The organism is Pseudomonas sp. CVAP#3, from assembly GCF_018986375.1.
Lineage (GTDB): Bacteria > Pseudomonadota > Gammaproteobacteria > Pseudomonadales > Pseudomonadaceae > Aquipseudomonas > Aquipseudomonas helvetica.
Genome location: NZ_JAHMSC010000001.1, coordinates 363,054 through 386,522, shown reverse-complemented (window position 1 = coordinate 386,522; position 23,469 = coordinate 363,054). Strand labels below are relative to the sequence as shown.

17 protein-coding genes and 1 pseudogene are annotated in these 23,469 nt (G+C 56.8%); 8 read left to right on the top strand and 10 right to left on the bottom strand.

What is annotated here, in order from left to right:
- Positions 1–155: 155 nt before the first annotated feature.
- Positions 156–614 carry a transposase gene (locus KRR23_RS01810; protein WP_216741097.1) on the bottom strand — a complete coding sequence of 153 codons (459 nt, stop codon included), beginning with the start codon at positions 612–614 and terminating at the stop codon, positions 156–158.
- A gap of 612 nt (positions 615–1,226) precedes the next feature.
- On the opposite strand from KRR23_RS01810, the gene KRR23_RS01805 reads away from it, so the two are divergent.
- Entirely contained in the window at positions 1,227–2,645 is a 1,419-nt protein-coding gene (locus KRR23_RS01805; protein ID WP_216741096.1) for an amino acid permease, read from the top strand.
- Between the two features lie 223 nt (positions 2,646–2,868).
- On the opposite strand, the gene KRR23_RS01800 is transcribed toward KRR23_RS01805, so the two are convergent.
- The gene (locus KRR23_RS01800; protein ID WP_216741095.1) at positions 2,869–3,993 is read right to left on the bottom strand and encodes an OpgC family protein; all 1,125 of its coding nucleotides are present in this window, start codon (positions 3,991–3,993) and stop codon (positions 2,869–2,871) included.
- 171 nt (positions 3,994–4,164) lie between these two features.
- Here KRR23_RS01800 and KRR23_RS01795 point away from each other — a divergent pair, with 171 nt between their 5' ends.
- The 5 genes from KRR23_RS01795 (at position 4,165) to KRR23_RS01775 (ending at position 10,494) form a co-directional block, all read left to right on the top strand.
- The gene (locus KRR23_RS01795; RefSeq protein ID WP_367880637.1) at positions 4,165–4,668 is read left to right on the top strand and encodes a GtrA family protein; all 504 of its coding nucleotides are present in this window, start codon (positions 4,165–4,167) and stop codon (positions 4,666–4,668) included.
- Positions 4,665–5,603 (top strand): glycosyltransferase family 2 protein, encoded by a 939-nt coding sequence (locus KRR23_RS01790; RefSeq protein ID WP_216741094.1) that lies wholly within the window; start codon positions 4,665–4,667, stop codon positions 5,601–5,603. The genes KRR23_RS01795 and KRR23_RS01790 overlap by 4 nt, the downstream gene beginning before the upstream one ends.
- On the top strand, positions 5,600–7,105 hold the full coding sequence (locus KRR23_RS01785) for a glucosyltransferase domain-containing protein (protein WP_216741093.1): 1,506 nt from the start codon (positions 5,600–5,602) through the stop codon (positions 7,103–7,105). Before KRR23_RS01790 ends, KRR23_RS01785 begins: the two co-directional genes overlap by 4 nt.
- A complete protein-coding gene (locus KRR23_RS01780; protein ID WP_216741092.1) occupies positions 7,099–8,631 on the top strand; it encodes a glycosyltransferase family 39 protein in 1,533 nt (510 codons plus the stop codon). The genes KRR23_RS01785 and KRR23_RS01780 overlap by 7 nt, the downstream gene beginning before the upstream one ends.
- A 165-nt stretch (positions 8,632–8,796) precedes the next feature.
- Positions 8,797–10,494, top strand: coding sequence for a glycosyltransferase family 39 protein (locus KRR23_RS01775; protein WP_216741091.1), 1,698 nt, complete (start codon positions 8,797–8,799; stop codon positions 10,492–10,494).
- 40 nt (positions 10,495–10,534) lie between these two features.
- Here the strand turns inward: KRR23_RS01775 and KRR23_RS01770 are convergent, their stop codons facing one another.
- The 8 genes and pseudogenes from KRR23_RS01770 to KRR23_RS01735 form a co-directional block, all read right to left on the bottom strand.
- Entirely contained in the window at positions 10,535–10,819 is a 285-nt protein-coding gene (locus KRR23_RS01770; protein ID WP_054595853.1) for a putative quinol monooxygenase, read from the bottom strand.
- A 57-nt stretch (positions 10,820–10,876) separates the two neighbouring features.
- A complete protein-coding gene (locus KRR23_RS01765; protein ID WP_216741090.1) occupies positions 10,877–12,493 on the bottom strand; it encodes an FMN-binding glutamate synthase family protein in 1,617 nt (538 codons plus the stop codon).
- 199 nt (positions 12,494–12,692) lie between these two features.
- Positions 12,693–12,896: pseudogene (locus KRR23_RS01760) on the bottom strand (response regulator transcription factor); the annotation flags it as partial.
- A complete protein-coding gene (locus KRR23_RS01755; RefSeq protein ID WP_216741089.1) occupies positions 12,897–14,303 on the bottom strand; it encodes an ATP-binding protein in 1,407 nt (468 codons plus the stop codon).
- A complete protein-coding gene (locus KRR23_RS01750) occupies positions 14,300–16,111 on the bottom strand; it encodes a DAHL domain-containing protein (RefSeq protein WP_216741088.1) in 1,812 nt (603 codons plus the stop codon). The genes KRR23_RS01755 and KRR23_RS01750 overlap by 4 nt, the downstream gene beginning before the upstream one ends.
- Complete coding sequence (locus KRR23_RS01745; protein ID WP_216741087.1) at positions 16,108–17,067, bottom strand: cytochrome-c peroxidase; 960 nt, start codon at positions 17,065–17,067, stop codon at positions 16,108–16,110. The genes KRR23_RS01750 and KRR23_RS01745 overlap by 4 nt, the downstream gene beginning before the upstream one ends.
- Positions 17,068–17,110: 43 nt before the next feature.
- A complete protein-coding gene (locus KRR23_RS01740; protein WP_216741086.1) occupies positions 17,111–18,982 on the bottom strand; it encodes a bifunctional diguanylate cyclase/phosphodiesterase in 1,872 nt (623 codons plus the stop codon).
- Positions 18,979–21,291 (bottom strand): EAL domain-containing protein, encoded by a 2,313-nt coding sequence (locus tag KRR23_RS01735; protein ID WP_216741340.1) that lies wholly within the window; start codon positions 21,289–21,291, stop codon positions 18,979–18,981. Before KRR23_RS01735 ends, KRR23_RS01740 begins: the two co-directional genes overlap by 4 nt.
- 256 nt (positions 21,292–21,547) lie before the next feature.
- On the opposite strand from KRR23_RS01735, the gene KRR23_RS01730 reads away from it, so the two are divergent.
- Both KRR23_RS01730 and KRR23_RS01725 read left to right on the top strand, forming a co-directional pair.
- Complete coding sequence (locus KRR23_RS01730; protein ID WP_216741085.1) at positions 21,548–22,882, top strand: HD domain-containing phosphohydrolase; 1,335 nt, start codon at positions 21,548–21,550, stop codon at positions 22,880–22,882.
- A 147-nt stretch (positions 22,883–23,029) separates the two neighbouring features.
- The gene (locus tag KRR23_RS01725; protein WP_216741084.1) at positions 23,030–23,464 is read left to right on the top strand and encodes an NUDIX domain-containing protein; all 435 of its coding nucleotides are present in this window, start codon (positions 23,030–23,032) and stop codon (positions 23,462–23,464) included.
- Positions 23,465–23,469: the final 5 nt, after the last annotated feature.

Genomic DNA, 23,469 nt, shown 5'->3' with positions numbered 1-23,469 from the left:
GCGAGGGAGCTTGCTCCCGCTGGAGTGCGAAGCAGTCCCAAACCTGCGAGCGCGGTTTGTCAGGTGAATCGCGTTCGTCTGATCTGCGGCGGCTTCGCCCCCGAGCGGGAGCAAGCTCCCTCGCCACGGAGGCAGGTACTGTTCTATTGATGTGGTCAGAGCCAGCTTGCATCCCAGAGCGGATAGTCTCCGATGTTTTCCACCAACCCGGCCCGCAATGGGTTGGCGACGATGTATCGGGCGAATGGGCGCAGGTCTTCACCGTCGCGTATTGCCCTGTCGTGGTAGCCGCTTTGCCAGAAGGCTCCTGAGCCATTGACCGCTCTATTGATAGTGAGTGTGCTACGAGATTTGATTGATTGCATGACCTGAGACAGGGTGCGTTGCTTCAGTTCAAGCAACCAGTGGAAATGATCAGGCATGACGACCCAGGCCAGAGAGTCGACTTGATTTCTCTCATGAGCCCGTTTCATTTCTGTTACCAGCAATCGGCCTATACGCCAGTCGGCGAAGAGCGGGCACCGCTTGTGAACGACGGTCGTGACCATATAGGCCCGTCCGGGTTCAGAGTACCTGCCACGGCGTAGACAATGAGAGTTTGGGCGGGGATGCATTCCATTGCGTCCTTGGGTCTGGGGTATCAATTGACCTTAGCTGCCTAGCCATAGAGTCGAAGCTTCCACTGCTGAGTGAAAAGTCCGAAAACACTGAAGTCCTCAATGTGGCGAGGGAGCTTGCTCCCGCTGGAGTGCGAAGCAGTCCCAAACCTGCGAGCGCGGTTTGTCAGGTGAATCGCGTTTATCTGTTCTGCGGCGGCTTCGCCCCCGAGCGGGAGCAAGCTCCCTCGCCACAGAGGATAGAGGTTGTCTGAGAGTATTGGGCTAGAGCCATCAAGCCGGTAAATACGGTCTAGGTAGGGGCATGACGCCGCACCATTGCTGTGCAATACTCGGTGCCGCTTCGCTGGCGAGTTCAAGGCTGAATCCCAGGTAATGCCCCTCCGCAAGGACCGCTTTTGCCGAGAGTTCTGGCTTAATCTTGTCGTTTATATAGTGAAAAGCCCTGCATTGAGCTTTTTATACTGCACGCCCCGCTGATCTTGCAGGTTTTGTCCTACAAGACGTATCTACCCATGAAGTGGATCCGGTTTCAGGAGGTTCAGGCTTATCGGTCTGTACCTCGACACTCGGTGGCTATATCCAATAACAAGATGAGGTTTGTACCCTATGACCGTCGGCAATCACCTGCCCCACGGCGAGACCGCTCAGGGCGGCCCGCTCAAACGCGAACTCGGCGAACGGCATATTCGCTTGATGGCGCTCGGCGCCTGTATCGGTGTCGGTCTGTTCCTCGGTTCAGCCAAGGCCATCGAAATGGCCGGCCCGGCAATCATGCTGTCTTATATCATCGGCGGTCTGGCGATCCTGGTGATCATGCGCGCCCTTGGCGAAATGGCGGTGCACAACCCGGTCGCCGGCTCGTTCAGTCGTTACGCACAAGATTATCTCGGCCCGTTGGCGGGCTTTCTCACGGGCTGGAACTACTGGTTCCTGTGGCTGGTGACCTGCGTCGCGGAAATTACCGCGGTGGCGGTGTACATGGGCATCTGGTTCCCTGATGTGCCGCGCTGGATCTGGGCACTGGCGGCGTTGGTGAGCATGGGCTCGATCAATCTGATCGCGGTCAAGGCCTTCGGTGAGTTCGAGTTCTGGTTCGCCCTGATCAAGATCGTCACCATCATTGCAATGGTGGTCGGCGGTGTCGGTGTGATCGCATTCGGTTTCGGCAACGACGGTGTAGCGTTGGGGATTTCCAACCTGTGGAGCCATGGCGGCTTCATGCCCAATGGCGTGCAGGGTGTATTGATGTCCCTGCAAATGGTGATGTTCGCCTACCTGGGTGTCGAGATGATCGGCCTCACGGCCGGTGAAGCGAAGAACCCGCAGAAGACTATTCCGAATGCCATCGGCTCGGTGTTCTGGCGCATCCTGCTGTTCTACGTCGGCGCGCTGTTCGTGATTCTGTCGATCTACCCGTGGAACGAAATTGGCACTCAGGGCAGTCCGTTTGTGATGACCTTCGAGCGCCTGGGCATCAAGACCGCTGCCGGCATCATCAACTTCGTGGTGATTACCGCCGCGCTGTCGTCCTGCAACGGCGGCATCTTCAGCACCGGACGCATGCTCTACAGCCTGGCGCAGAACGGCCAGGCCCCGGCCGGTTTCGCCAAAACATCGAACGGTGTGCCGCGTCGCGCCTTGTTGCTGTCGATCGGCGCGCTGCTGCTGGGCGTGTTGCTCAACTACCTGGTGCCGGAAAAAGTCTTTGTCTGGGTCACCGCCATCGCGACCTTCGGTGCGATCTGGACGTGGGTGATGATCCTGCTGGCGCAGCTAAAATTCCGCAAAGGCCTGACCCCGGCTGAACGTGCCGCTCTCAAGTACCGCATGTGGCTGTACCCGGTGAGTTCCTACCTGGCGCTGGCGTTCCTGGTGTTGGTGGTTGGCCTGATGGCCTACTTCCCGGACACCCGCGTCGCGCTCTATGTGGGGCCTGCGTTCCTGGTGCTGCTGACGGTGCTGTTTTATGTGTTCAAGTTGCAACCGACCGGTGTTCCGCAAGCTGCGGTGCGCACGGCGTCGTAATCGTCTGATGCTGTAAAAGCAAAAGCCCCGGTCGCAAGATCAGGGCTTTCTCGTTTCGGTTGGGACAACGCGATTTACCTGTGGCGAGCGAGCTTGCTCGCGCTGGAGTGCGTAGCACTCCCAAACCTGCGGTCTGTCAGGTAAATCGTGTTTATCTGTTCTGCGGCGGCTTCGCCCCCGAGCGGGAGCAAGCTCCCTCGCCACAGATGTGCGCTTTGATCATCTAAACCGCGGCCACTTGCGCCGGCCGGTTCAGCCGTTTGTTCCAATCCAGCCACGCCGCCAGTACCGCCATCAATCCCGCCCCCAACAGGGCGCTGAAAATCTGCATGACCAACGCATCCCCGGCCAGCGAGTTGAGCATGTCCGCCAGCGGTGCCAGCAGCACACCCAGGCAAAACACTTCCAGCGAGTAACGGCCCATGCGGCAGCTTTGCCGCGCCAGCCAGTTTTGCGTCCAGCCGCTGTTGGGCAAGAGCTTGGCGATGACGTATGCCAGCGCCAAAAAGTGCAGCAGCCGCGCCGGTGACAAGTTGGTCTTGCTGATCGGGTACAGCCATTCGCCCAGCATCCGGGGCATGAAGGCGTCATGCACTGTCGGCCATTTCCACGACACTGCGATCAGCCCGGTGATCAGCAGATAGGTCGCTGCCGCAACAAACAGTGGCTGATGTGGCAAGGTCCGAGTGTCCGGCAACGCGGGGCGCTGACCGTGAATCGCGGCTGCGCCACCGAGGGTAAACAGCAACTGCCAGGCCATCGGATTGAAGAACCACACGCCACCGTCGGTTGCCGCCAGGTTCCATTGAAACCACGGCGCCAGTATGTACAGCACCACCGACAACCCGACCACGTACTCGGCCTTGCGCAGTAGCATCGGCAACATCAGCGGCAGCCCGAGCAACAGCAGAATGTACAACGGCAACGGGTCCATCAGGTTGGGTTTGAAGCGCAGCAGCAACTCATCGACCAAGGCCTGTTGCGGGTTGCTGAGGAAGTATTGCAGGCCCATTTCCTGCACCAGGTCACGGGTTTCCACGTGGCTGTTGGCAAAGAACACGATGCCCATCAGCACCGCCAACAAAAAGATATGCGCCACGTACAGCACCCAGGCGCGGCGCAGGATTTTCACCGTCGCAACCAGCAAACCATCGCGTCGAGCAATCTTGCCGTAGGCCAGCACCGCCGCGTAGCCCGCCAGAAACACGAAGATTTCCGCCGCATCGCTGAAGCCGAAATTGCGCACCGTGAAATGGGCGAGGGGGTTGTGTGGCACGTGATCCCAGAAAATGAAGATCAGTGCCAGTCCGCGAAAGAAATCGATACGAAGGTCGCGTCCTTGGGTCATGACAACGGGCTCTTGAACAAATGTGAATAAAGGGTGGTCAGCGGGGCAAAAGACTGTGCGCCGCACATCGGCGGCGCGCAGGGTGGCGCGATTTGGCGGCAATTGCAAAGGCCGGATATTACCGGATGTCTCAGCGGCGAACGGGGCGAGCCAGGGGCGTATCTCTGAACGTTGAAGCGCGTTGCTAGAACAGCATTTTTAGCCATTGGTCTATTTGTTGACTGGAAAATAGACAAGCGGACCAAGGGTGCCAAGCTTTCAACTGGGCAGGTGTTCAGACTGGAAACAAACGCAATGGACATGAGAGCCGCATTTCACGGTTTCCCCAGATTCGTGTCGGTTGGCCTGCTTAATACGTTGATCCACTGGTCGACGTTTTTTGTTCTGCACACAGTCATGGGTTTTCGTCAGGCACCCAGTAACTTCGTGAGCTTTTGTCTGGCCGTTTCTTTTTCCTTTTATGCCAATGCGCGATACACCTTCAAACAAAGAACCAGTGTTCCACGGTATGTGCTGTTTATCGGGTTCATGGGCGTATTGAGTTATGGCGTGGGGTATGGGGCGGATCAGTTACTGCTGCCAGGGTTGGTGACGTTGGTGGTCTTCTCCGGTATCAGCCTGGTCTGCGGTTTTTTTTACTCGAAATATTTCATCTTTCGGGGGCGTGAGCAGTGAAGATCTCGCTGATTGTTCCCGTCTTCAATGAAGAACAGGCGATTAACCTGTTTTATCAGGCGGTTCGTCAGGAACTGTCGATCGCTGATTGTGACGTCGAGATCGTGTTCATCAATGACGGCAGTTCCGACCAGACGCCAGCACAGGCCAAAGCCATCGCGTTGGCTGACGAGCATGTGCTGGTCATCAATTTTTCGCGCAATTTTGGCAAGGAGCCGGCGTTATTTGCCGGGTTGGAGTACGCCACCGGCGATGCGGTGATACCGATGGATGTCGATTTGCAGGACCCGATCAATGTGATCCCCTTGTTGATCCGGGAGTGGCAGAACGGGGCTGATGTGGTACTTGCCAAGCGCCATGATCGCGCCGCTGACAGTTATATGAAGCGGCACAGCGCCGCACTGTTCTATCACCTGTTGAACCGGATCGCTTATACCCGGATAGAAGAGAACGTCGGTGATTTCCGGTTAATGGACCGCAAGGTCGTGAATGTGATTCGCACGCTCCCGGAGCATCGGTTGTTCATGAAGGGCATTCTTTCATGGGCGGGGTTCAATACCGCAGTTGTCGAATACGAACGGGCCGAGCGTGTGGCGGGTACCACCAAGTTCAATCTCTGGAAACTCTGGAATCTGGCGCTGGAAGGGATTACGTCTTTTAGTACAGTGCCCTTGCAGTTGTGGACGTATGTCGGTAGCGCGATTTCCCTGTTTGCAATTATCTACGCCATTTACATGGTGCTGGACAAGATTTTCTTCGGCAATAACGTGCCAGGTTACCCTTCGTTGATGACCGCGATTTTATTCCTGGGGGGGGTTCAACTGATTGGTATTGGCATATTGGGTGAGTATGTGGGGCGGATCTATATTGAATCGAAACACCGACCGAGGTACGTGGTGAAAGATATTGTGGGTGGCAAAGGAGCGCCGAAATGAAGGTGGCGAGTGTATTGAGCAGGGCGTTGCCCGGTCGTGAAGTGTTTGTGTTTTTTCTACTTGCCACTCTTGTTTATGTACTCCCTCTGATACTGGTCGATTATTACTATATAGATGATAACTGGCGGTCCTTGGCGGCCGGTACTGGCTGGGCGGGACAGGGACGGTTACTGGTCGAACTGTTTTACAACACCTTGAGCTTCACCTCGGGCGCGCCCGATATGTTCCCCTTACCCTTGCTGATCGCCACGCTTGCCATGGCGTTTGCCTTGACGAAACTGACGATGCATTACTACAAAGCACCGACTGTTTCATGCTGTCTGGTGCTACTACCATTGTGGTACAACCCGTTTTTTCTACAGAATTTATCGTATCAATATGACGGGCCAGCAACGGCGTTGAGCCTGGTGGTGGTGATCTATGCGGTGGCATTTCAACATAAAGCTGGCGTCGTTCAGGCACTGGTGCCTGGCGCATTGATTGCAGTGGGGCTCAGCTTGTATCAACTGAGTATCAATGTGTTTTTGGGGCTGTGTTGCATCGAGTTCGTGAGAGCTCTTGATAATAAGGAGTCCCTTGCCTGTTTATTATCAATGGCAGGAGTGAAAACGGTGCAGTTGGTAGCAGGCTTGATCATTTATTTCTTGCTGGCTTATCCACTCATGACCCATGAGCGCCTGGAGATGATTCCGTTCAATACGAGCGGGCTGTTGCTGATCCTGAACAATGCAGGCGTATTAGTCGGAAAAATCGGATTGCTTTTTCAGGGAGGGAATCGTTGGCTGGCGTGGCTGATGGTGGTGTGTGCGGTCGTTGGGGGAGGGCTGATTGGGCGAACTGTCACCCAGGGGAAAGAGACATCATTAAATAAGATGCTGCTGTTTTTTTTGTATTTTCTGATGGTTTTATTCCTGGTTTTTCTGGTGTCAGGTTCGGCCCTGTTGTTCAGGTTTTTCCATGAGGGCGCCAGAACGCTGTTGGGTTTTGGTGTGCTGCTGGTGTTTTTGTTTTACCTGGCTCATCAGTGGTTGGTGACGGTTGATGCCAGGCTCGGTGTTGTATTGATTGTGCCGTTGCTGAGTATGCTGTCGATGTCATATGCGTATGGGCGGGTACTGAATATGCAGAAAGAATTTGGACTGAATGCTGAATTCAATATGGCCCATGATATTGCTTCTCATCAAGGCTTGCGCGATGCGAAGCGGATATACATGGCGATTAGCTATTCAAACAACTGGTTGCTGAGCGCCAAGGCAAGCTTTGAACAGATCCCGGTATTGAAATACATACTCAATATTGATTTTTACATGCTGTCTGAAAATCTGCTCAGGGAGGGAATTACCAATGTCGTTACCGAAAATGAACGGAAAAATGCGACCCTGGTAGGGTATCAACGGTACACGCCCGTGGTGGACAGCAAATTTTATTCTATGTACGTGATTGGCGATTATGGCTTTATCGTTATGAAGGAAGTGCCCTCTTCTGGAGAGGATAAGTGGTAAACCAGGTTAACCGCCCGAGTGCCAGCACTCTCCAGAGCAAGTGCTGGGTCCTGCTGATTATTCTAGTGGCGACAGGGGTGCGTTTTTACGACTTGGGTAAACCTGCTATCTGGGCCGATGAAGGGTTTACCTTGCTGTTGAGTTCATATTCACCCTCTCAAATCCTGTTCCATACGGCCCGGGATGTGCACCCGCCGCTGTATTATCTGGTGTTGCATGAATGGATGAATGTGTTCGGACAGGGTGTTTTTGCTGCTCGAAGCCTGAGCGCACTGGCGGGCGTCGTCACCGTCGGGCTGGGCATCTGGCTGGTTCGTCTGGTCAGTACGCGACGGGCGGCGATGCTCGCCGGAACCATGTTGGCGTTACTGCCCATAGCGGTACGCTACAGTCAGGAAGTTCGCATGTATGCGTTGCTTGCGCTGTTAATGGTTAGCGCAACGATTGCTTTCGTCTACTGGGTAAAAGGCTCAGGCAGTCATTGGCCGCTTGCCATCTATACGTTAGTGATGGTCGCAGGATTTTATACTCACTATTTTGCGGCTGTGTGTATGGCGGCACACTGGGCTTGGCTTTTGGTATTGAGGTTTCAACGCGAAGCACAACAAAAACAGTTGCTAGCGCCTGCGTGGTGGCTGGCCAATGGAGTGGTCGTTTTACTGTTCATGCCCTGGGTCCCGAGCCTGATGAACCAGTTAAGGTTTTCCGGTTTTAACTGGATAGCGCCGCTGGACGTTCCTACGGTGGTTTCAGCGTTCTGGCAGTTTGTGAATTATAGCGATGGGCCGAAAGAATCAATCTGGCTGTTCTATAGTGTGCCGTTATTGATGTTGCTGGTGTCGGCAGTCATTGTCATGCGGGACACGAGTGAGAAAAGATTCAGCACGCTGCTCGTTATCTATACCTGGTTCCCGTTGGTATTGATTGCAGGGGTCTCTCTGGTTCGGCCACTGTTTATTTACCGTTATTTTGTGTTTGCTGCGCTGGGCTTTCCGATGATCCTTGCGGTGGCACTGGATGCACTGTGGGGGCGCGCAAAAGCGTTATTTTTTGTTCTGTTGCTATTGATAGTGTCGATGGAAAGTGTCGGGTTATATAACGTTCATCAACGGGGGCACGTTGTGTATGCCGAAGTCAACAAAGTCGATGCGTTGGCGGACTACATCAATGCCTCTGCCCGTCCCGATGACGGTGTCGTGGTAGCCAACCGGTTTCTTTACTATCCCTTTGCGTATTACAACAAGACTGGCGTGACACCGATGCTGTATACGCCCCCTCAAAAGGACGGTACTTCCGGACGTCCCGACGGCTATCTAACCTCGACACTGACTCAAAAAAACGCAGATAAGGTCTATCTCGATAACCTTGAAGGCCTGACACCGGGCTCAGGTCGGGTGTGGGTGCTGGACGGCGGTGGTGACGGGGCGCAGCCGGTCGTTATCCCTGAAAACTGGCGGCTGCTCGATACCTTTATCCAGGGGGATGGGGACGTCCGATTATTTTCAGTAAGTCCCGGAATTCCGTGAGGAATCAAAAAAAACCAATCCGGGGCAGCTCCTTTGGCTAGCCTTTACCGATGACTGCAGGCCGTTTTATCGAGAGTGTTTAGCGTAAACACGGATTCACGATGAGGGTAGTCGTCCGTGGACAGGCACCTGTTTCTATCAGGTTTACGTTGTCGGGGAGAAAATATGCGCTTTCTGCGTCGTGACGATACGGGGTTTCTATCCCTGCGCTCATCGGTAGATAACGGTGGGTGGGTGCTGGTCATGATGCTCGCGATTGTTGTTCGGTTTTACTGCATCAACCTTCCTTATTTCTGGACCGATGAAGCGTTCTCGGCGTTGGTGGGGGTTCAGTCGCCGGGGCGTATCTGGTTTCACCTGGGGCATGACGTTCATCCGCCGCTGTATTTTTTAGTGCTCCATGCCTGGATGGCGATTTTTGGTGAAGGGGTGTTTGCGATTCGGGCCCTGAGTGCGCTGGCGGGGGTTGCGACAGTCGCGTTGGGCATGTGGCTGATGCGATTGATCAGCACACCGAGGGTGGCCTTGTTGGCCGGGTTGTTTCTGGCCTTGTTACCGATATCCGTTCGCTACAGCCAGGAAGCCCGGATGTATACGCTGGAGGGGGTATGGCTGCTGGGCGCAACCATCGCCTTGGTCTATTGGCTTAAAAGCGCTCGCAACCGATACCTGATGAGCTATCTCGTGCTCATGACGGCCGCGTTATACACCCATTACCTGGCTGTTTTATGTCTGCTGTCTCACTGGCTATACCTCGTTGTCTTGCGTCTTCAGCGAGATAAAACGCTGCATTACCTTTCGCGGCCCAAGTGGTGGGGCGCGAATGTGGCCATTGTTGTTCTTTATATTCCCTGGTTGATCAGTCTGGGTAATGAGCTGTTTTTAAATACGGAGAAGCTAGAGACCGGAGGGGATATTTTCTGGATCCCTGAATTGACGATCTATACGTTGCCTTCAGCGGTCTGGAAGTTTTTAACGGTGAAGAGTGGACTGGAGTTTGCCAGCCCGATTTATGTAATGCTTCCGGCGCTGGTAATGGCATCGGTGGTGTGGGTCGGGTTCAAGGAAAGAAGCCGGTTGAAACTTGAGCTGTTACTGGTTATCTACGTGCTGTTGCCGGTGTTGATTGTTTTTGTGGTGTCGTTCGGTTTTCCCATTTTTGTTGAACGGTACATGGCCTTTGCGGCGCTGGGCTTGCCGATGATAGTGGCGTTGGCAATCAGCCGGATAGCACATCGCACGCGTGCCCTGGCGTGGGTGTCGGCCTTGTTGATGGTCGGCGTTCAACTCATGGGGTTGAATACAATCTATCAACAACAAGATGATCTGGATGATCCACGCAATGCGTCCCAGTATCCGCTTGACGATATTGTGTCGCGTATCAATGAAAATGCGATCGCAGGCGATAACATCATTGTGGATGGCGCGTACTGGTATTACAGCGTTGCTTACTACAATCGCTCCGACATTCAACCAAGGCTGTATCAGGCGCCCTGGGATAACAGTACGGCTCACCGACCTAACGGTTATGGCGCGTCCACGTTGATTTATCAGGATCGGGATAAGGTCTTTCTCGACAACCTTGTCAGTGTATCGCCCGACATCAAGCGAGTGTGGTGGGTAACATCGACTCGCCTGGCGGATGAAGAAAACCACTTTCCAGGCAATTGGCAGTGCCTGTTCGCGCAAGGCGTGGGGGACATGGAGCTTCGACTCTATGTGACCCGCGCCTCGGCAGAGCAAACCACCACCACCGCCACCACCGGCGGCGGATGTGCTACCCAGCCACCTGATAGTCGCGAGTATGCATTACACAACATTGGCCTCAAAACTGTCAGCCCGGGCCATCTGCCACATCCGTGAATAGAACACTCGTTCACTTCTTTTGTATCTTGCATGGAGGTCAGAATTCATCCATCAGCACAACAATGCAATCTTTGGCCTGATAGCGGTTGATTTGCGGCACCAGCCGTCTGAAGTGTTCTGACTGGCAATGAGCGTCCAGCGCGGCCTGATTCGGCCATTGCTCAACGAAGATGAAATGCCCCGGGTCTTTCTGATCGACGAACAGGTCGTAGGCAATGCAATCCGGCTCCTGTCGGGTTTTCTCCACCAATTCGGTGTACCACGGGCGGACGGTTTCGATATGTTCGGGTTTGATGAAATCCCGGGCAATTACTTTCAGCACTGTTTCTTCCTTGGAAAGAGCGCCAATCTCGCGACGAGATTGGCATAAAAACTATCTTCAAGCGGCCACTTCATTCGCCTCAAAACTGTCAGCCCGGGCCATCTGCCACATCCGTGAATAGAACTCGCCATTCACTTCCCCGGTCAGCAACTCGCCGGGTTTGAGGAACACGTGCAATTGGGAAAACAGTTTGATCTCGGTCGCTGACATGCGCCGTACCAGGTGTTTGGCCGACAGCTGCGACGGGTGTTCGAGGCCTGCCGCGGCGAGCATTTCGGCCAAGGCCTTGAGGGTGCTGCGATGGAAGTTGAACACGCGCTGGGCCTTGTCCGGTACCACCAATGCGCGTTGGCGCAGGGTGTCCTGAGTGGCGACGCCGGTCGGGCACTTGTTGGTGTGGCAACTTTGCGACTGGATGCAGCCGATGGCGAACATGAAGCCGCGGGCCGAGTTGGCCCAGTCGGCACCAATTGCCAGCACGCTGGCGATATCGAAGGCACTGACGATTTTGCCGCTGGCGCCGAGTTTGATCTTGTCCCGCAGGTTCAGCCCCACCAGGGTGTTGTGCACGAACAGCAGGCCTTCACGCATCGGCACGCCGATGTGGTCGGTGAACTCCACCGGCGCAGCGCCAGTGCCGCCTTCCTTGCCGTCGACAACGATGAAGTCCGGCAGGATGCCGGTTTCCAGCATGGCCTTGGCAATGCCCATGAACTCCCACGGGTGGCCGAGGCAGAACTTGAAGCCCACTGGTTTGCCGCCCGACAGCTCACGCAGTTGCTTGATGAAATGCATCATTTCGATCGGCGTGGAGAACGCGCTGTGGCGGGACGGCGACACACAGTCCTGGCCCATCGGAACGCCGCGAGTGTCGGCGATTTCCTGGGTCACTTTGTGTTTGGGCAGGATGCCGCCGTGGCCAGGTTTGGCGCCCTGGCTCATTTTGATTTCGATCATCCGCACCTGCGGGTCTTGAGCCTGGGCGGCAAAGCGCTCCGGGTCGAAGCGTCCATCGGCGGTGCGGCAGCCGAAGTAGCCGCTGCCCAGTTCCCAGGTCAGGTCGCCACCGTGTTCGCGGTGGTAGGGGCTGATGCTGCCTTCGCCGGTGTCATGGGCGAAGTTGCCGAGTTTGGCGCCCTGGTTGAGGGCGCGGATTGCGTTGGCGCTCAGCGAGCCGAAGCTCATGGCCGAGATGTTGAAGACCGAGGCCGAGTACGGTTTTGTACATTGCGGGCCACCAACGGCCACCCGGAAACTGCTCGGGTCACTCACGGGGGCCGGGCGCATCGAATGGCCGATGAACTCGAAACCCGACTGGTACACGTCGATCAGCGTGCCAAAGGGTTTGTCGGCGCTTTCGTTCTTGGCCCGTGAATAGACCAACGAACGCTGGGCCCGGGAGAAGGGCAGCGCGTCGCTGTCGGATTCGAGCAGGTACTGGCGGATTTCCGGGCGAATGCCTTCGACCAGATAACGGATATTGCCCAGGATCGGGTAGTTGCGGCGTACCGCGTGGGGGCTTTGCAGCAGGTCGAAAATACCCAGCAGGCTCAGCAGGCCAGTGACGATGGAGATTGGCCAGAGCCAGTCGTATTCAAGAAACGGCAGACTGGCGAGGGTGAAGATCACACAGACGGCAAAGAAGGCGTAGCGGCTCAGGAGTGACAGGCTCATACGGTTTCCTTGGGTTCGGACTCATTGGTTATGCACGGTGTGCTTCTGTGTGGCGAGGGAGCTTGCTCCCGCTGGACCGCGAAGCGGTCCCAATAAAGGCACCGCGTTCAGCCAGACAAAATCCGTCAACCGGTTTTGCGACTGCTGCGCCTGAGCGCGGACCGGCCGGCGGGAGCAAGCTCCCTCGCCACAAGGTGGTTCATTCAACGCAGCAGGTTTTACAGGCGTTTTGTGCCTGGAGAAATATCGAAAACAGCTCGGACCGGGATTTGATCCCCAGCTTGCTGTAAATGTGTTTCTTATGGACTTTCACGGTTTCGGCAGAGATTCCCAGCTTACGGGCGATTTCCTTGCTGGAGCAACCACTGTGCATCCATAGACCGATACCCGGCTCTCGGGCCGTTCAGGCAACAGGTGTTGACTGGCGGATTGGCAGCTCGATCCGAAAGGTGCTGCCCACCCCGACTTCGCTGCGCACGGTAATGTCGCCACGATGCTTTTTCACAATGCCGTAAGACAATGACAGGCCTAATCCGGTCCCCTGGCCCACCGGTTTGGTGGTGAAGAAGGGATCAAAGATTTTCTGCAGGCATTCGGGCGCGATGCCTGAGCCGGTGTCCGCCACTTCGATCCAGACTTTTTCCCCGGCAACCCCATTACTCAGGGTAATGGTCCCGCGTTCGGGGCCCATGGCCTGGGCGGCGTTGACGATCAGGTTCATGATCACCTGATTGATCTGCGAGGGCAGGCACTCGATCTCGGGAAGCGTCTGATAGTGCTTGATCACGTCGGCCTTGTACTTGAGTTCGTTGGCGACAATGTTCAGCGTCGAATCAATACCCGCTTGCAGATTGACCGACTGCCACTCCTGGCTGGTGTCTACGCGTGAGAAGTCCTTCAGGTCCCTGACGATTTGCCCGACCCGGTTGATGCCGTCCTTGGACTCCTTGATCAGCAGCGGAATGTCTTCACGCAGGAAGTCCAGTTCCACTTCTTTACGCAACGTTTGGAGCCGTTCGAGAAGCTCAATGGAGCCAATGGCTTCTTCGGCCCTCTGATAGGCGTCGAGCATGACTTGCAACTGCTTGAAGTAACCGTCCAGAGCGCCGAGGTTCGAAGAAATAAAGCCGATGGGGTTGTTGATTTCATGGGCGACACCCGCCGCCAGTTGCCCCAGGGAAGCGAGTTTTTCCGACTGTATCAACTGGCTTTCGAGCTGCTTGCGCTCGTCGATCTCCTGTTGCAGTTCGACGCTCGCTTGCTGGAACTGCCGGGTCCGTCGTTCTACCAGGTGCCCCAACTGATCCAGTTGCACGCTGGCGCGCTCGGTCATGTCCCATTTGCTGGTCAAGGTATTGGCCATTTGCTGGACTTCGATGTTGTCGAAGGGTTTTTTCAGGATCAGCAGCCGGTCGTGGGCCTGCAAGCGATTGAGCAGGTCATCCCAGGAGTAGTCGGAATACGCCGTACAGACCACCACCTGCAAACGCGGATCGGCTTGCCATAAATGTTCGATGGTTTCGGCGCCGTCCCAGCCCTGGGGCATGCGCATGTCGACGAACGCCAGTGCATAGGGGCGATTGTCGTGTTTGGCCTGGACCAGTTTGCTCAAGCCTTCCTGGCCAGCATAGGCCGAATCCAGTTCGAAGCGGGTGCTCGCCGCTTTGATTTGCGTGCCGAACAGCGCGGACTCCATCTCGTCCAGTTCGCCGTGTTGCGGCGGTGCAGGTGTCAGGATCTTGCGAAAGTCGTCATGGATCGACGGTGTGTCGTCAATCAGCAGAATGCGTCGATTCGATGACTTGTTCATGTTTCACCTTCGGCGATTTTCAAGGGGATTTTCAAGGTGAACAGTGCACCTTTTCCCGGACCGTCGCTGTGGGCTGTCAGGTGGCCATTCATCTCGATGGCAGCGAGGGCGCAACTGTGCAGACCAAAACCGTGACCTTCCTTGCGCGTGGTGAAGCCGTGGGCAAAGATCCGGGTCATGTTTTCGGCCGAGATGCCTTCACCTTCGTCCTTGACGCTGACTTGCAGCGTGGCGTCGTCGACCACCTTGACCCCCAGGGTCATTTCCCGGGGGCGATCGCTAAGGTCCGACATGGCGTATTTGGCGTTGCTGATCAGGTTGATCAGAATCAGCAACATCCGGTGTTTATCGCCCATGACCTTGGGTACTTCGGCGTAGTCCTTGACCACGGTGACGTGGTGGCGGGTCAGGGCGCCCGAGTTCATGCGCAGGGCGTCTTCGAGCAGTTCGCTGACTTGCAGCGGCTCCATCAGGCTGTTGGCCCCGGCGTAGGACTGCTGGGTGGCAACGATGTCCTTGATGTGGTCAACGCTTTTGCTCAATTGCGCCAGTTCGTCGGTAATGCTCTGCTGCTCAAGGGCAATGGCTTCCACCAGTTGATTCAGATAGCCGGGCAGCAATTTGCCTTTCTCGTCTTCGGTGATGAAGTGGCCGAGGTCGCCCGGGTGCTCGTTGATCAACTGCATCGCCTTGCCCAGCCCCAGCGCCTTGCTGTTGCGCAGTTTGCGGGTGACCAGGTCGGCAGAGATATTCACGCTGTTGAGCACATTGCCGACGTTGTGCAGCACGTTGGTGGCGATCTCGGCCATCCCGGCCAGGCGTGCGGTGTCCAGCAGCTCGCTTTGAGTGTCCTTGAGTTCGCGGGTGCGCTCCTCGACCCGATGTTCCAGGCTTTCATTGGCTGCTTGCAGGTCCTTGTTGACGCGGTTGATTTCCGCAAAGCTGCGTAGCAGCCCATTGGCCAGCAACAGCAGCAACAGCACCAGCAGCGCCGAGAAAACCGCCATGTAGAAGTGGTAGCGTTGATCGACTGCATCGACCTGTTGTTGATCGTTGTCCAGCAGGCTGGTGATGTTGTCCAGGCGCTCGGACACGGGGACTGCCTCGATCCGTTCCAGCAGGCTGTTGACCAGTGGTTGTTCACGCAGGATCAGCGCAATGTGGTTGCTGAGAATCTCCACCGGTGTGTGGAACTCGGCAGGCAGTCGGTCTTTGTTCACCGCCAGTTTGTTCAAGCCGAGCAGGATGTCGGCGGCTTTGTCGTCGGACGTGACCTGGGCGAACTCCAGGCTGCTGAGTAGCAGATCGTAGGTGTCGGTGGCGGTGTTCTGCATTTGTAGTTTGTCGTCGTCCGTGAGGCGGGCGAGCTGGCCCTGAATGTCGTCTTCGGCGGTCGGCAGGAACGCCAGTGAATTGCGCAGCACCGCGTTGTGTGACTTGAATTGTTCGACCAGCCGGGTCTTTTCCTTGATCGCGTTCAGGTAAGCGTCATGGCTGGTTTGCCACTGTGTCGAGTCGTTGCGACCATGTCTGGACTCCATCGAGTCGAATCGTTCCCACAGACGGCTCATTTCGGTCAGCGGCGAAACCAGTGGATCGTAGTTGTGGACGAGGGCGATCCGGGCCTTGAGGATCTCGGTTTCCCATTGGGCGTCCAGTTGTTTTATCTGGCGGATCAGATCCCGCGATTCGGTGTAGGTCGAGGTTTGATCCGAACTGGACTTTAGATACAGGAACAGCAGGATCGAGGCCAGCAAGACGGTCATGCCGGTGAGCAACAGCAAACTGACTCGACGGGACACTTTCATAATGGTTTGCCTCCCCACTCGCCGGTCAGGGTCTTGAGGAATTTGATGATCAGGGCCTTGTCTTTATCGGAGGGGACGCGTCCCAGCTGGAACTTGAACATCACATCAACGGCGTCTTCGAGGGTTTTCGCCGTGCCGTCATGAAAGTACGGTGCGGTCACCGCGACATTGCGCAGGCTGGGAACCTTGAACACGTTGCGGTCTTCCTCGTCCTTGGTCACCAGGTAGCGGCCCAGGTCCGATTCGGTCGGATTGCCCCGCGCCTGGAAGTAATCGCCCATCACCCCGAATTTCTGGAACATGTTGCCGCCAATGTTTACCCCTTGATGACAGGCGATGCAGCCGTAGTCCTTGAAGCGTTGGTAGCCGTATTTTTCATCGAGGCTGAGAATGTCGGTGTTGCCCTGCAGGTACTGGTCGAAACGCGAATTGGCGCTGAGCAATGTACGCTCGTAGGTGGCCAGGGCATTTTGCACATTGGCCGCCGTAACCCCATTCGGGTAAGCGTTGCCAAACGCCGAGCGGTAGGCTGGGTCAGTGGCCAGCATTTGCACCACGTGTTCCCAGTTGCTGCCCATTTCAGTGGGGCTTTCCACCACTGCGTGAGCCTGGTCTTCCAGGGTGTCGGCCCGCCCATTCCAGAACTGCCTGAAGTTCAGGCTGGCATTCAGCACGCTGGGGGTGTTGAGGACCAGCGGCTTGCCGTCGAAACCGATGGAAAATTGCTTGTTATCGGCACCGCCCTTTTCCAGGTGATGGCAACTGGCACAGGACAGGCGGTTGTTGACCGACAAGCGCGTTTCGTTGAACAGCTGACGACCCAGTTCTACACGCTGAGGGTCTTGCGCAGGCACCGGTGGCAGCGGTTTGAGGGGTTCGTCCAAAGGCTCGGCACTCGCCGTCAGGCAGAGTCCGAGCATCAACGTGGTGAGCAGTGTGAATCCATAGGGCGACATCTGATGATTCCTTTACCGGGTGCCTGCCTGTCGGGGCGTCAGTCTACGTGCGCGGTGGTGCCTGTTCGCTGTCGGTGAGCAACTGTACGAATTCCTGGGGGAGCACGGCTTTGCTGAAGAAGTAACCCTGGCCTTCCTCACACTGAAGGGCCTTGAGAAAGTCCAGCTGTTCCAGGGTTTCCACGCCTTCGGCGATGATATTGAGGTTAAGGCTCTTGCCCAGGCTGATGATGGCGCTGACCAGCGCAGCGTCGTTGTTTTTGGTGCTCAGCCCACGTATGAATGACTGGTCGATTTTCAGTACATCGACCGGGAACCGTTGCAGGTAGCTCAGGCTGGAATAACCGGTGCCGAAATCATCGATTGCCAGGCGCACGCCCAATGCCTTGATGGCGTGCAGGGTCTGCACGGTGGCCTCGACGTTCTGCATCAGCACGCTTTCGGTGATTTCGAGCTCCAGTAGCGTTGGATCGAAGCCTGTCAGTTCGAGGACCTGCACGATACCGTCGACAAAGTCGTGCTGACGGAAGTCGATAGCGGAAACGTTGACGGACATGCTGATCGCCGGCAATCCGGCCAGTTGCCAGGTGCGGGCCTGTTGGCAGGCCTGGGTCAATACCCATTTGCTCAGGGGAATGATCAGCCCACTGTCTTCGGCCACTCCGATGAAATCCATTGGGTACACCCAACCGTGACCGGGTTTGAGCCAGCGGATCAAGGCTTCCGCACCGACCACTTTACCCGTGCGCAGATCCAGTTTGGGTTGGTAATGCAGGACGAATTCATCGCGCTCCAGCGCCAGGCGCAGGCCGGATTCGATGCTTTGCTGTTCACGGGCTCGCTGATTCATGTCGTCGATGAAAAAGCTGAAGTCGTTAAGTCCTCTCTCCTTGACGTTATGCATCGCGGTTTCGGCTTTCTTGATCAACGGTACGGCATCGAAGCCGTCGTCCGGATAGATGCTGATGCCCAGGCTGGCGGTCACGCTCAGGTCATGGCCGGCAATGTGCTGCTGGGTATTGACGGCTTTCAGCAGCTTTTCGGCAATGCCTTTGGTTTGCTGGGGATGGTGGATGTCCGCGAGGATCACCACGAACTCGTCGGAACCGTAACGAAACACCGAATCGGATTCACGCACCGTGGACACGAGGCTCAGGCCGACCCGTTTGAGCATTTCGTCGCCAACCGGATGGCCCAGTGCGTTGTTGATGCGCTTGAAGCGGTCGAGCCCCAGAAATATCACCGCCAGTTGTTTGTCGTGTCGCCGAGAAAGGGCCAGGGACTGAGTCAGTCGATCACCGAGCAAAGTGCTGTTGGGCAGGCCGGTCAGTACATCGTATTGCAACAGATGGGAGACTTTGAGTAGCTCCTGAACGCGGTCTTCGATGGTTCGCTCCAGGCTGAGCATTTTTATCGCGGCGTCCTGGGCCATCTGCCATTTCCAGGTCAGGGCACTGGCCATCTGACGGATTTCCAGGGTGTCGAAGGGCTTTTTCAGCACCAGTAACTGGTCGCCGAACTCCAGCCGTTCGGCCATCGCTTCCCAAGAGTAGTCGGAGAAGGCGGTGCACAAGGCGATTTGCAGGTGCGGGTCGACCTCCCAGAGTCGTTCGATGGTTTCCAGACCGTCCCAACCCGGCGGCATGCGCATATCGGTAAATACCAGAGCATAGGGGCGGCCTTCGGCCTGGGCTCGCTTGACCAGTTCCAGTGCTTCTTCCCCCTGATAGGCCGAGTCGAGGAGAAACGTCGGGCGAGAGGGTTGTTCCGTGCCGAACAGCGCCTCTTCGGTACCCGCCAGCGTCTGTTCGTTTGGCGCGTCGGGGCTGAGGATCTTGCGAAAGTCCTGATGGATCGAAGGCATGTCATCGATGATCAGGATGCGCCGATTGGTGGGGGCGAGTGATAGTTTCATCCCCGGTCCTCCGGTGGGTGGGGCGCATCTTCGAACAGCGGGTTCGTTGCGCCGGGGAAGGTCGGCGGCACGATGCTGCCGGCCATCAGCAACGCCGCTGCCTGCCGGCTGCTGACGGCTTTGCTGAAGTAATAGCCCTGGGCGTTCATTGGCGAGCCGGTGGAGATCAGCGAGCTGCGATGTTCCTGGGTCTCGACACCCTCGGCAATGATGCCGATCCCCACTTCGCGGGCGAAATTGATGATCGCGCGCAAGGTTGTGGCGCTGGCGGGATCACGGGTCGCGGTGTCAATGAAGGCCTGGGCGAGTTTGAGGTGATTGACCCGATAGGTCTTGAGGTAGTCGAACGAGGAGTACTCGGTGCCGAAGTCGTCGATGGCTATTTTCACCCCCAGCTCACGCAAGCGAGGCAGCACATCGTTGTGGGTCCATTTGGTTTGCGCCAGTGTCGCTTCGGTGACGTCGAAGCGCAGGTCCCAGGGGCAGAGGTTCCACAGGGCCGTGGTGCGCAGCACGTCGTAGATCAGGTCCGGACCGCTCTTGAGCTGGGCCAGCGAAAGCTTGATCGCAATCACCGGGGGCGCCATGCCTTCATCGCGCCACTCACGCATTTGCCGACAGGCCCGATCCAGCAACCAGTGCCCGAGCGCGATGATTACACCGGTTTTTTCCGCCGCGGGAAGAAACATATCGGGTTCCAGTATTCCTCGCTCTGGATGACTCCAGCGGACCTGGGCTTCCATGCCGAGGATCTTCCCGGTACTCAGGTCGACTTCGGGCAGGTAATGCAGTTCAAGCTGGTTTTGCTCGATGGCTTGTTTCAAATCGTTGGCAATCGACACCCGGTCGAGTACTTCCTGATTGATCTCCTCTGAGTGGAAGTGGTACTGGTTGCGACCTTTTTCCTTGGAGCGATACAGCGCCATGTCGGCTTGAGCCAGCAGGCTTTCGGCACTCAAGCTGGCACTGGAGTAAGTGCTGATGCCGATGCTGACCGAAACCCGCACATTGTTGCCATCGAGGGTGTAAGGCAGTACCAGTTCATCGCGGACCTTGCCTGCCAGGGCCGCCGCCTGTGTCGGGTCGCCGGCGTCGAGCTGCACGATTGCAAACTCGTCACCGCCGAGACGCGCCACAAGGTCGTTTTCGCGGACACAGGCCTTGATGCGTCGGGCGACTTCCTGCAATAGCAAATCCCCGATGGGATGGCCCAGGGTGTCGTTGATGCGTTTGAAATGATCGAGGTCCAGATAGAACACCGCGAAGGGTGCGCCGCCCCGACGGGCGGCAGCGAATGCCTGGTGCAGACGTTCGAGGAGCGTCGTTCGATTGGCCAGCCCGGTCAGCCCGTCGGTACGTGCCAGCAGGGCGATCTTCTCTTCGGCCAGCTTGCGTTCAGTGATATCGATGATGATGCCTTCGACTTCCAGCAACCGTCCGTCCTGGTTACGCACCGGCACGTAGCGGTTTTCGACCCAGCGCCAGTCGCCGGTGCCAGTGCGCAGGCGAAATTCGATGGACGCCCCGACAGCGTCCCGGTCGAGTATCCGCGCCATGGCGTTGTCGACTTTGTCCTGGTCCTCGGGATGAATCAGCTCCTGAGCCCAGTTTGCCGACGCCACCAATTGCGCGGCCACGTGACCGAACTTGGTAATGTTGTGGGAGATGTACATCAACGGGAACGAGGGTTCGCCGCGCAGCCGGTACAAAATGGTCGGGCTGTTCTGCACGATGATATTTGCGTCGGACAGCTCGCGGGTTCGCTCTTCGACCGCCTGCTCCAGCAGGTTCATCTTCAAGGCGGCTTCTTCGGTCATTTGCCATTTGACGGTCAGGGCGCTGGCCATTTGACGGATTTCGATGGCATCGAAGGGTTTCTTCAGGATCAGCAGGCGATCGCCCAGCTCCAGCCGTTCGGCGATATCGTCCCAGGAGTAGTCGGAGTACGCGGTACACAGCGCGACTTGCAGCTTTGGATCGACCTGCCAGAGCCGTTCGATGGTTTCCAGACCGTCCCAACCGGGCGGCATGCGCATGTCGATAAAGGCCATCGCATAGGGAAGGTCCTTGGCCAGGGCGGTTTCGACCTTGCCCAGGGCTTCCAGGCCCTGAAAGGCGCTGTCGAGCACAAAGCCCAGGTCTGCAGCCACCACTTGGGTGCCGAACAGGGCTTCTTCGGCGCTGCTCAGCGCATCATCGTCGAGCACGTGGGGGCTGAGGATCTTGGCAAAGTCCTGATGGATAGAGGCGGTGTCGTCGACGATCAGGATCCGTCGGTTTTTTTGCGCAAACGGTGTCTTCATTGCAATGCACCGTTGCAAATAAGCCCTCGCAGCGTCGTGTTCATATGGCGTCCCTTCCTGATCGCAGTGTGCTACGGGTGCAGATCTTGGATCCAGGTACCCAGAGCATAGTCTGCGACTCTCAAGTTCGCCGCCCGCCGTGTGGCAAATCTATTGCGAACTGTGCTGAAAAACCGTCTAGCCTGTAGTTCAGGCCCATGGAGGAGGGGCAACTCCCTTGGGTGCTCACAAACGACTGGTCTGTTTCAGCTGAGGTAATGCCATGGATGAGCCGCTTAAACCCCGAGTGTTACTGGTTGATGACGAAGAATCGATCCTCAATAGCCTGCGTCGGCTGTTGCGCGGCCACCCCTATGAAGTGCTGCTGGCCGCAAGCGGCACCCAGGCGCTGGAGATCATGGCTCGGCAACCGGTTGATCTGGTGATGACCGACGCACGCATGCCCAACATGGACGGTGCGACCCTGCTGGCGCATATCCACGAGCGGCATCCCGACACCGTACGCATCCTGCTGACCGGGTATGCCGACCTGTCGATGATCATCAAGGCAATCAATGAGGGGAAGATCCACCGCTACATCAGCAAACCCTGGAGCGACGAGGAAATGCTACTGACGTTGCGTCAGGCACTGGCGTATCAAAACTCCGAGCGCGAGCGGCTGCGTCTGGTGCAGTTGACGTGGGATCAGAATGAGCAGTTGAAGCTGCTCAACGTGTCCCTGGAAAAACGTGTCGCAGCGCGCACTGCCGAACTGCAGCAGACCGCCGACATGCTCGATCTGGCCTATGAAGAGCTCAAGCACAGCTACGTCACCGGCACCGAAGTGTTTTCGCTGTTGGCCAACTTGCGTCTGCCACCCGCCAAGCAAACCAACCGGCAAATCATCGATCTGGTGCGTATCTACTGCCAGACCCATGGGCTGGATGAGGCCAGCAGCCGAGACCTGACCATGGCTGCGGCGCTTTACAACATTGGCAAGCTGAGCTGGACCGACGGCATGATGACGACGCCTTCGGACCTGCTACATCACCCCGAAAAGGAGCTGTATCGCGGTTATCCGAAACAGAGCGAATCGCTGTTGATGACCCTTGAGCCGATGAAGGATGCCGCACGCCTGATCCTGCACCATCAGGAGCGCTGGGACGGCAGCGGGTTTCCCGATCGCCTCAAGGGGGAGGCAATCCCTTTGGGTTCGCGCCTGCTGAAGCTGGCCGTGGACTTCATCGAATTGCAGTGCGGGCTGATTCTTGAGCGAAACATGAACAGTGATGAAGCGCTGCTGTTCATCCGTAAATACACCGGGCGTTTCTACGACCCGGAACTGGTGGAGGACTTCGTTCAGGTTTGCGCCACCTACCAGCGCGATATCACCCTCGGCGATCCGACAGTCAAGGTGCTGAGCACCCGCGATCTGGCGGCCGGGATGGTGCTGGCGCGCAACCTCAATGCCGACAACGGCATGTTGCTGCTCAATGCCGGCAAGGTGCTCAATGGCCCGCTGGTGGAAAAACTCATCGCCTTTGAAGCTATGGAAGGTGCCAGGTACAGTGTATTTGTCCATGTGCCCGAGGAGCCGGAAACGGCTATTTCCGCGTAGGAGCTGCCGCAGGTTGCGATTTTTTGATCTGTGTAACCAAAGATAGCAGCCTGCGGCAGCTCCTACGCGGCGGTGGTCTTTTCGACGTGACTGAGCACCTGCACTCATGTGATCCTTGGCTCTTTTGTCCAAGGCCATCGTTGATCCATGACGCTTTCATCCTCTGTTTCACCGCGCATTATCCGCATTGCCGCTGCCCTGCTGATCGGCCCGGACGGTCGAACCCTGCTGGTGCGCAAGCGCGGGACCCAGGCCTTCATGCAACCGGGTGGCAAGATCGAGGCCTCTGAGCAACCGGTCGATGCGCTGGCCCGCGAGCTGGAAGAAGAACTGGGTTTGGTCATCGACACCACTCAAGCGAGTTATCTGGGCAAGTTTTCTGCCCCGGCAGCCAATGAGCCGGGGTTTGTGGTCGAGGCCGAGATTTTTCAACTGGATATCCAGCAACGCGTCACCCCGGCGGCAGAGATCGAAGAAGTGCTGTGGGTTGATCCGCACAATGTCGTTGATTTCATCCTGGCGCCATTGACACGGGACCTGATCCTGCCGTTTTATCGAGCCTCCCTGACGGCTCCGGCCTGACCCCC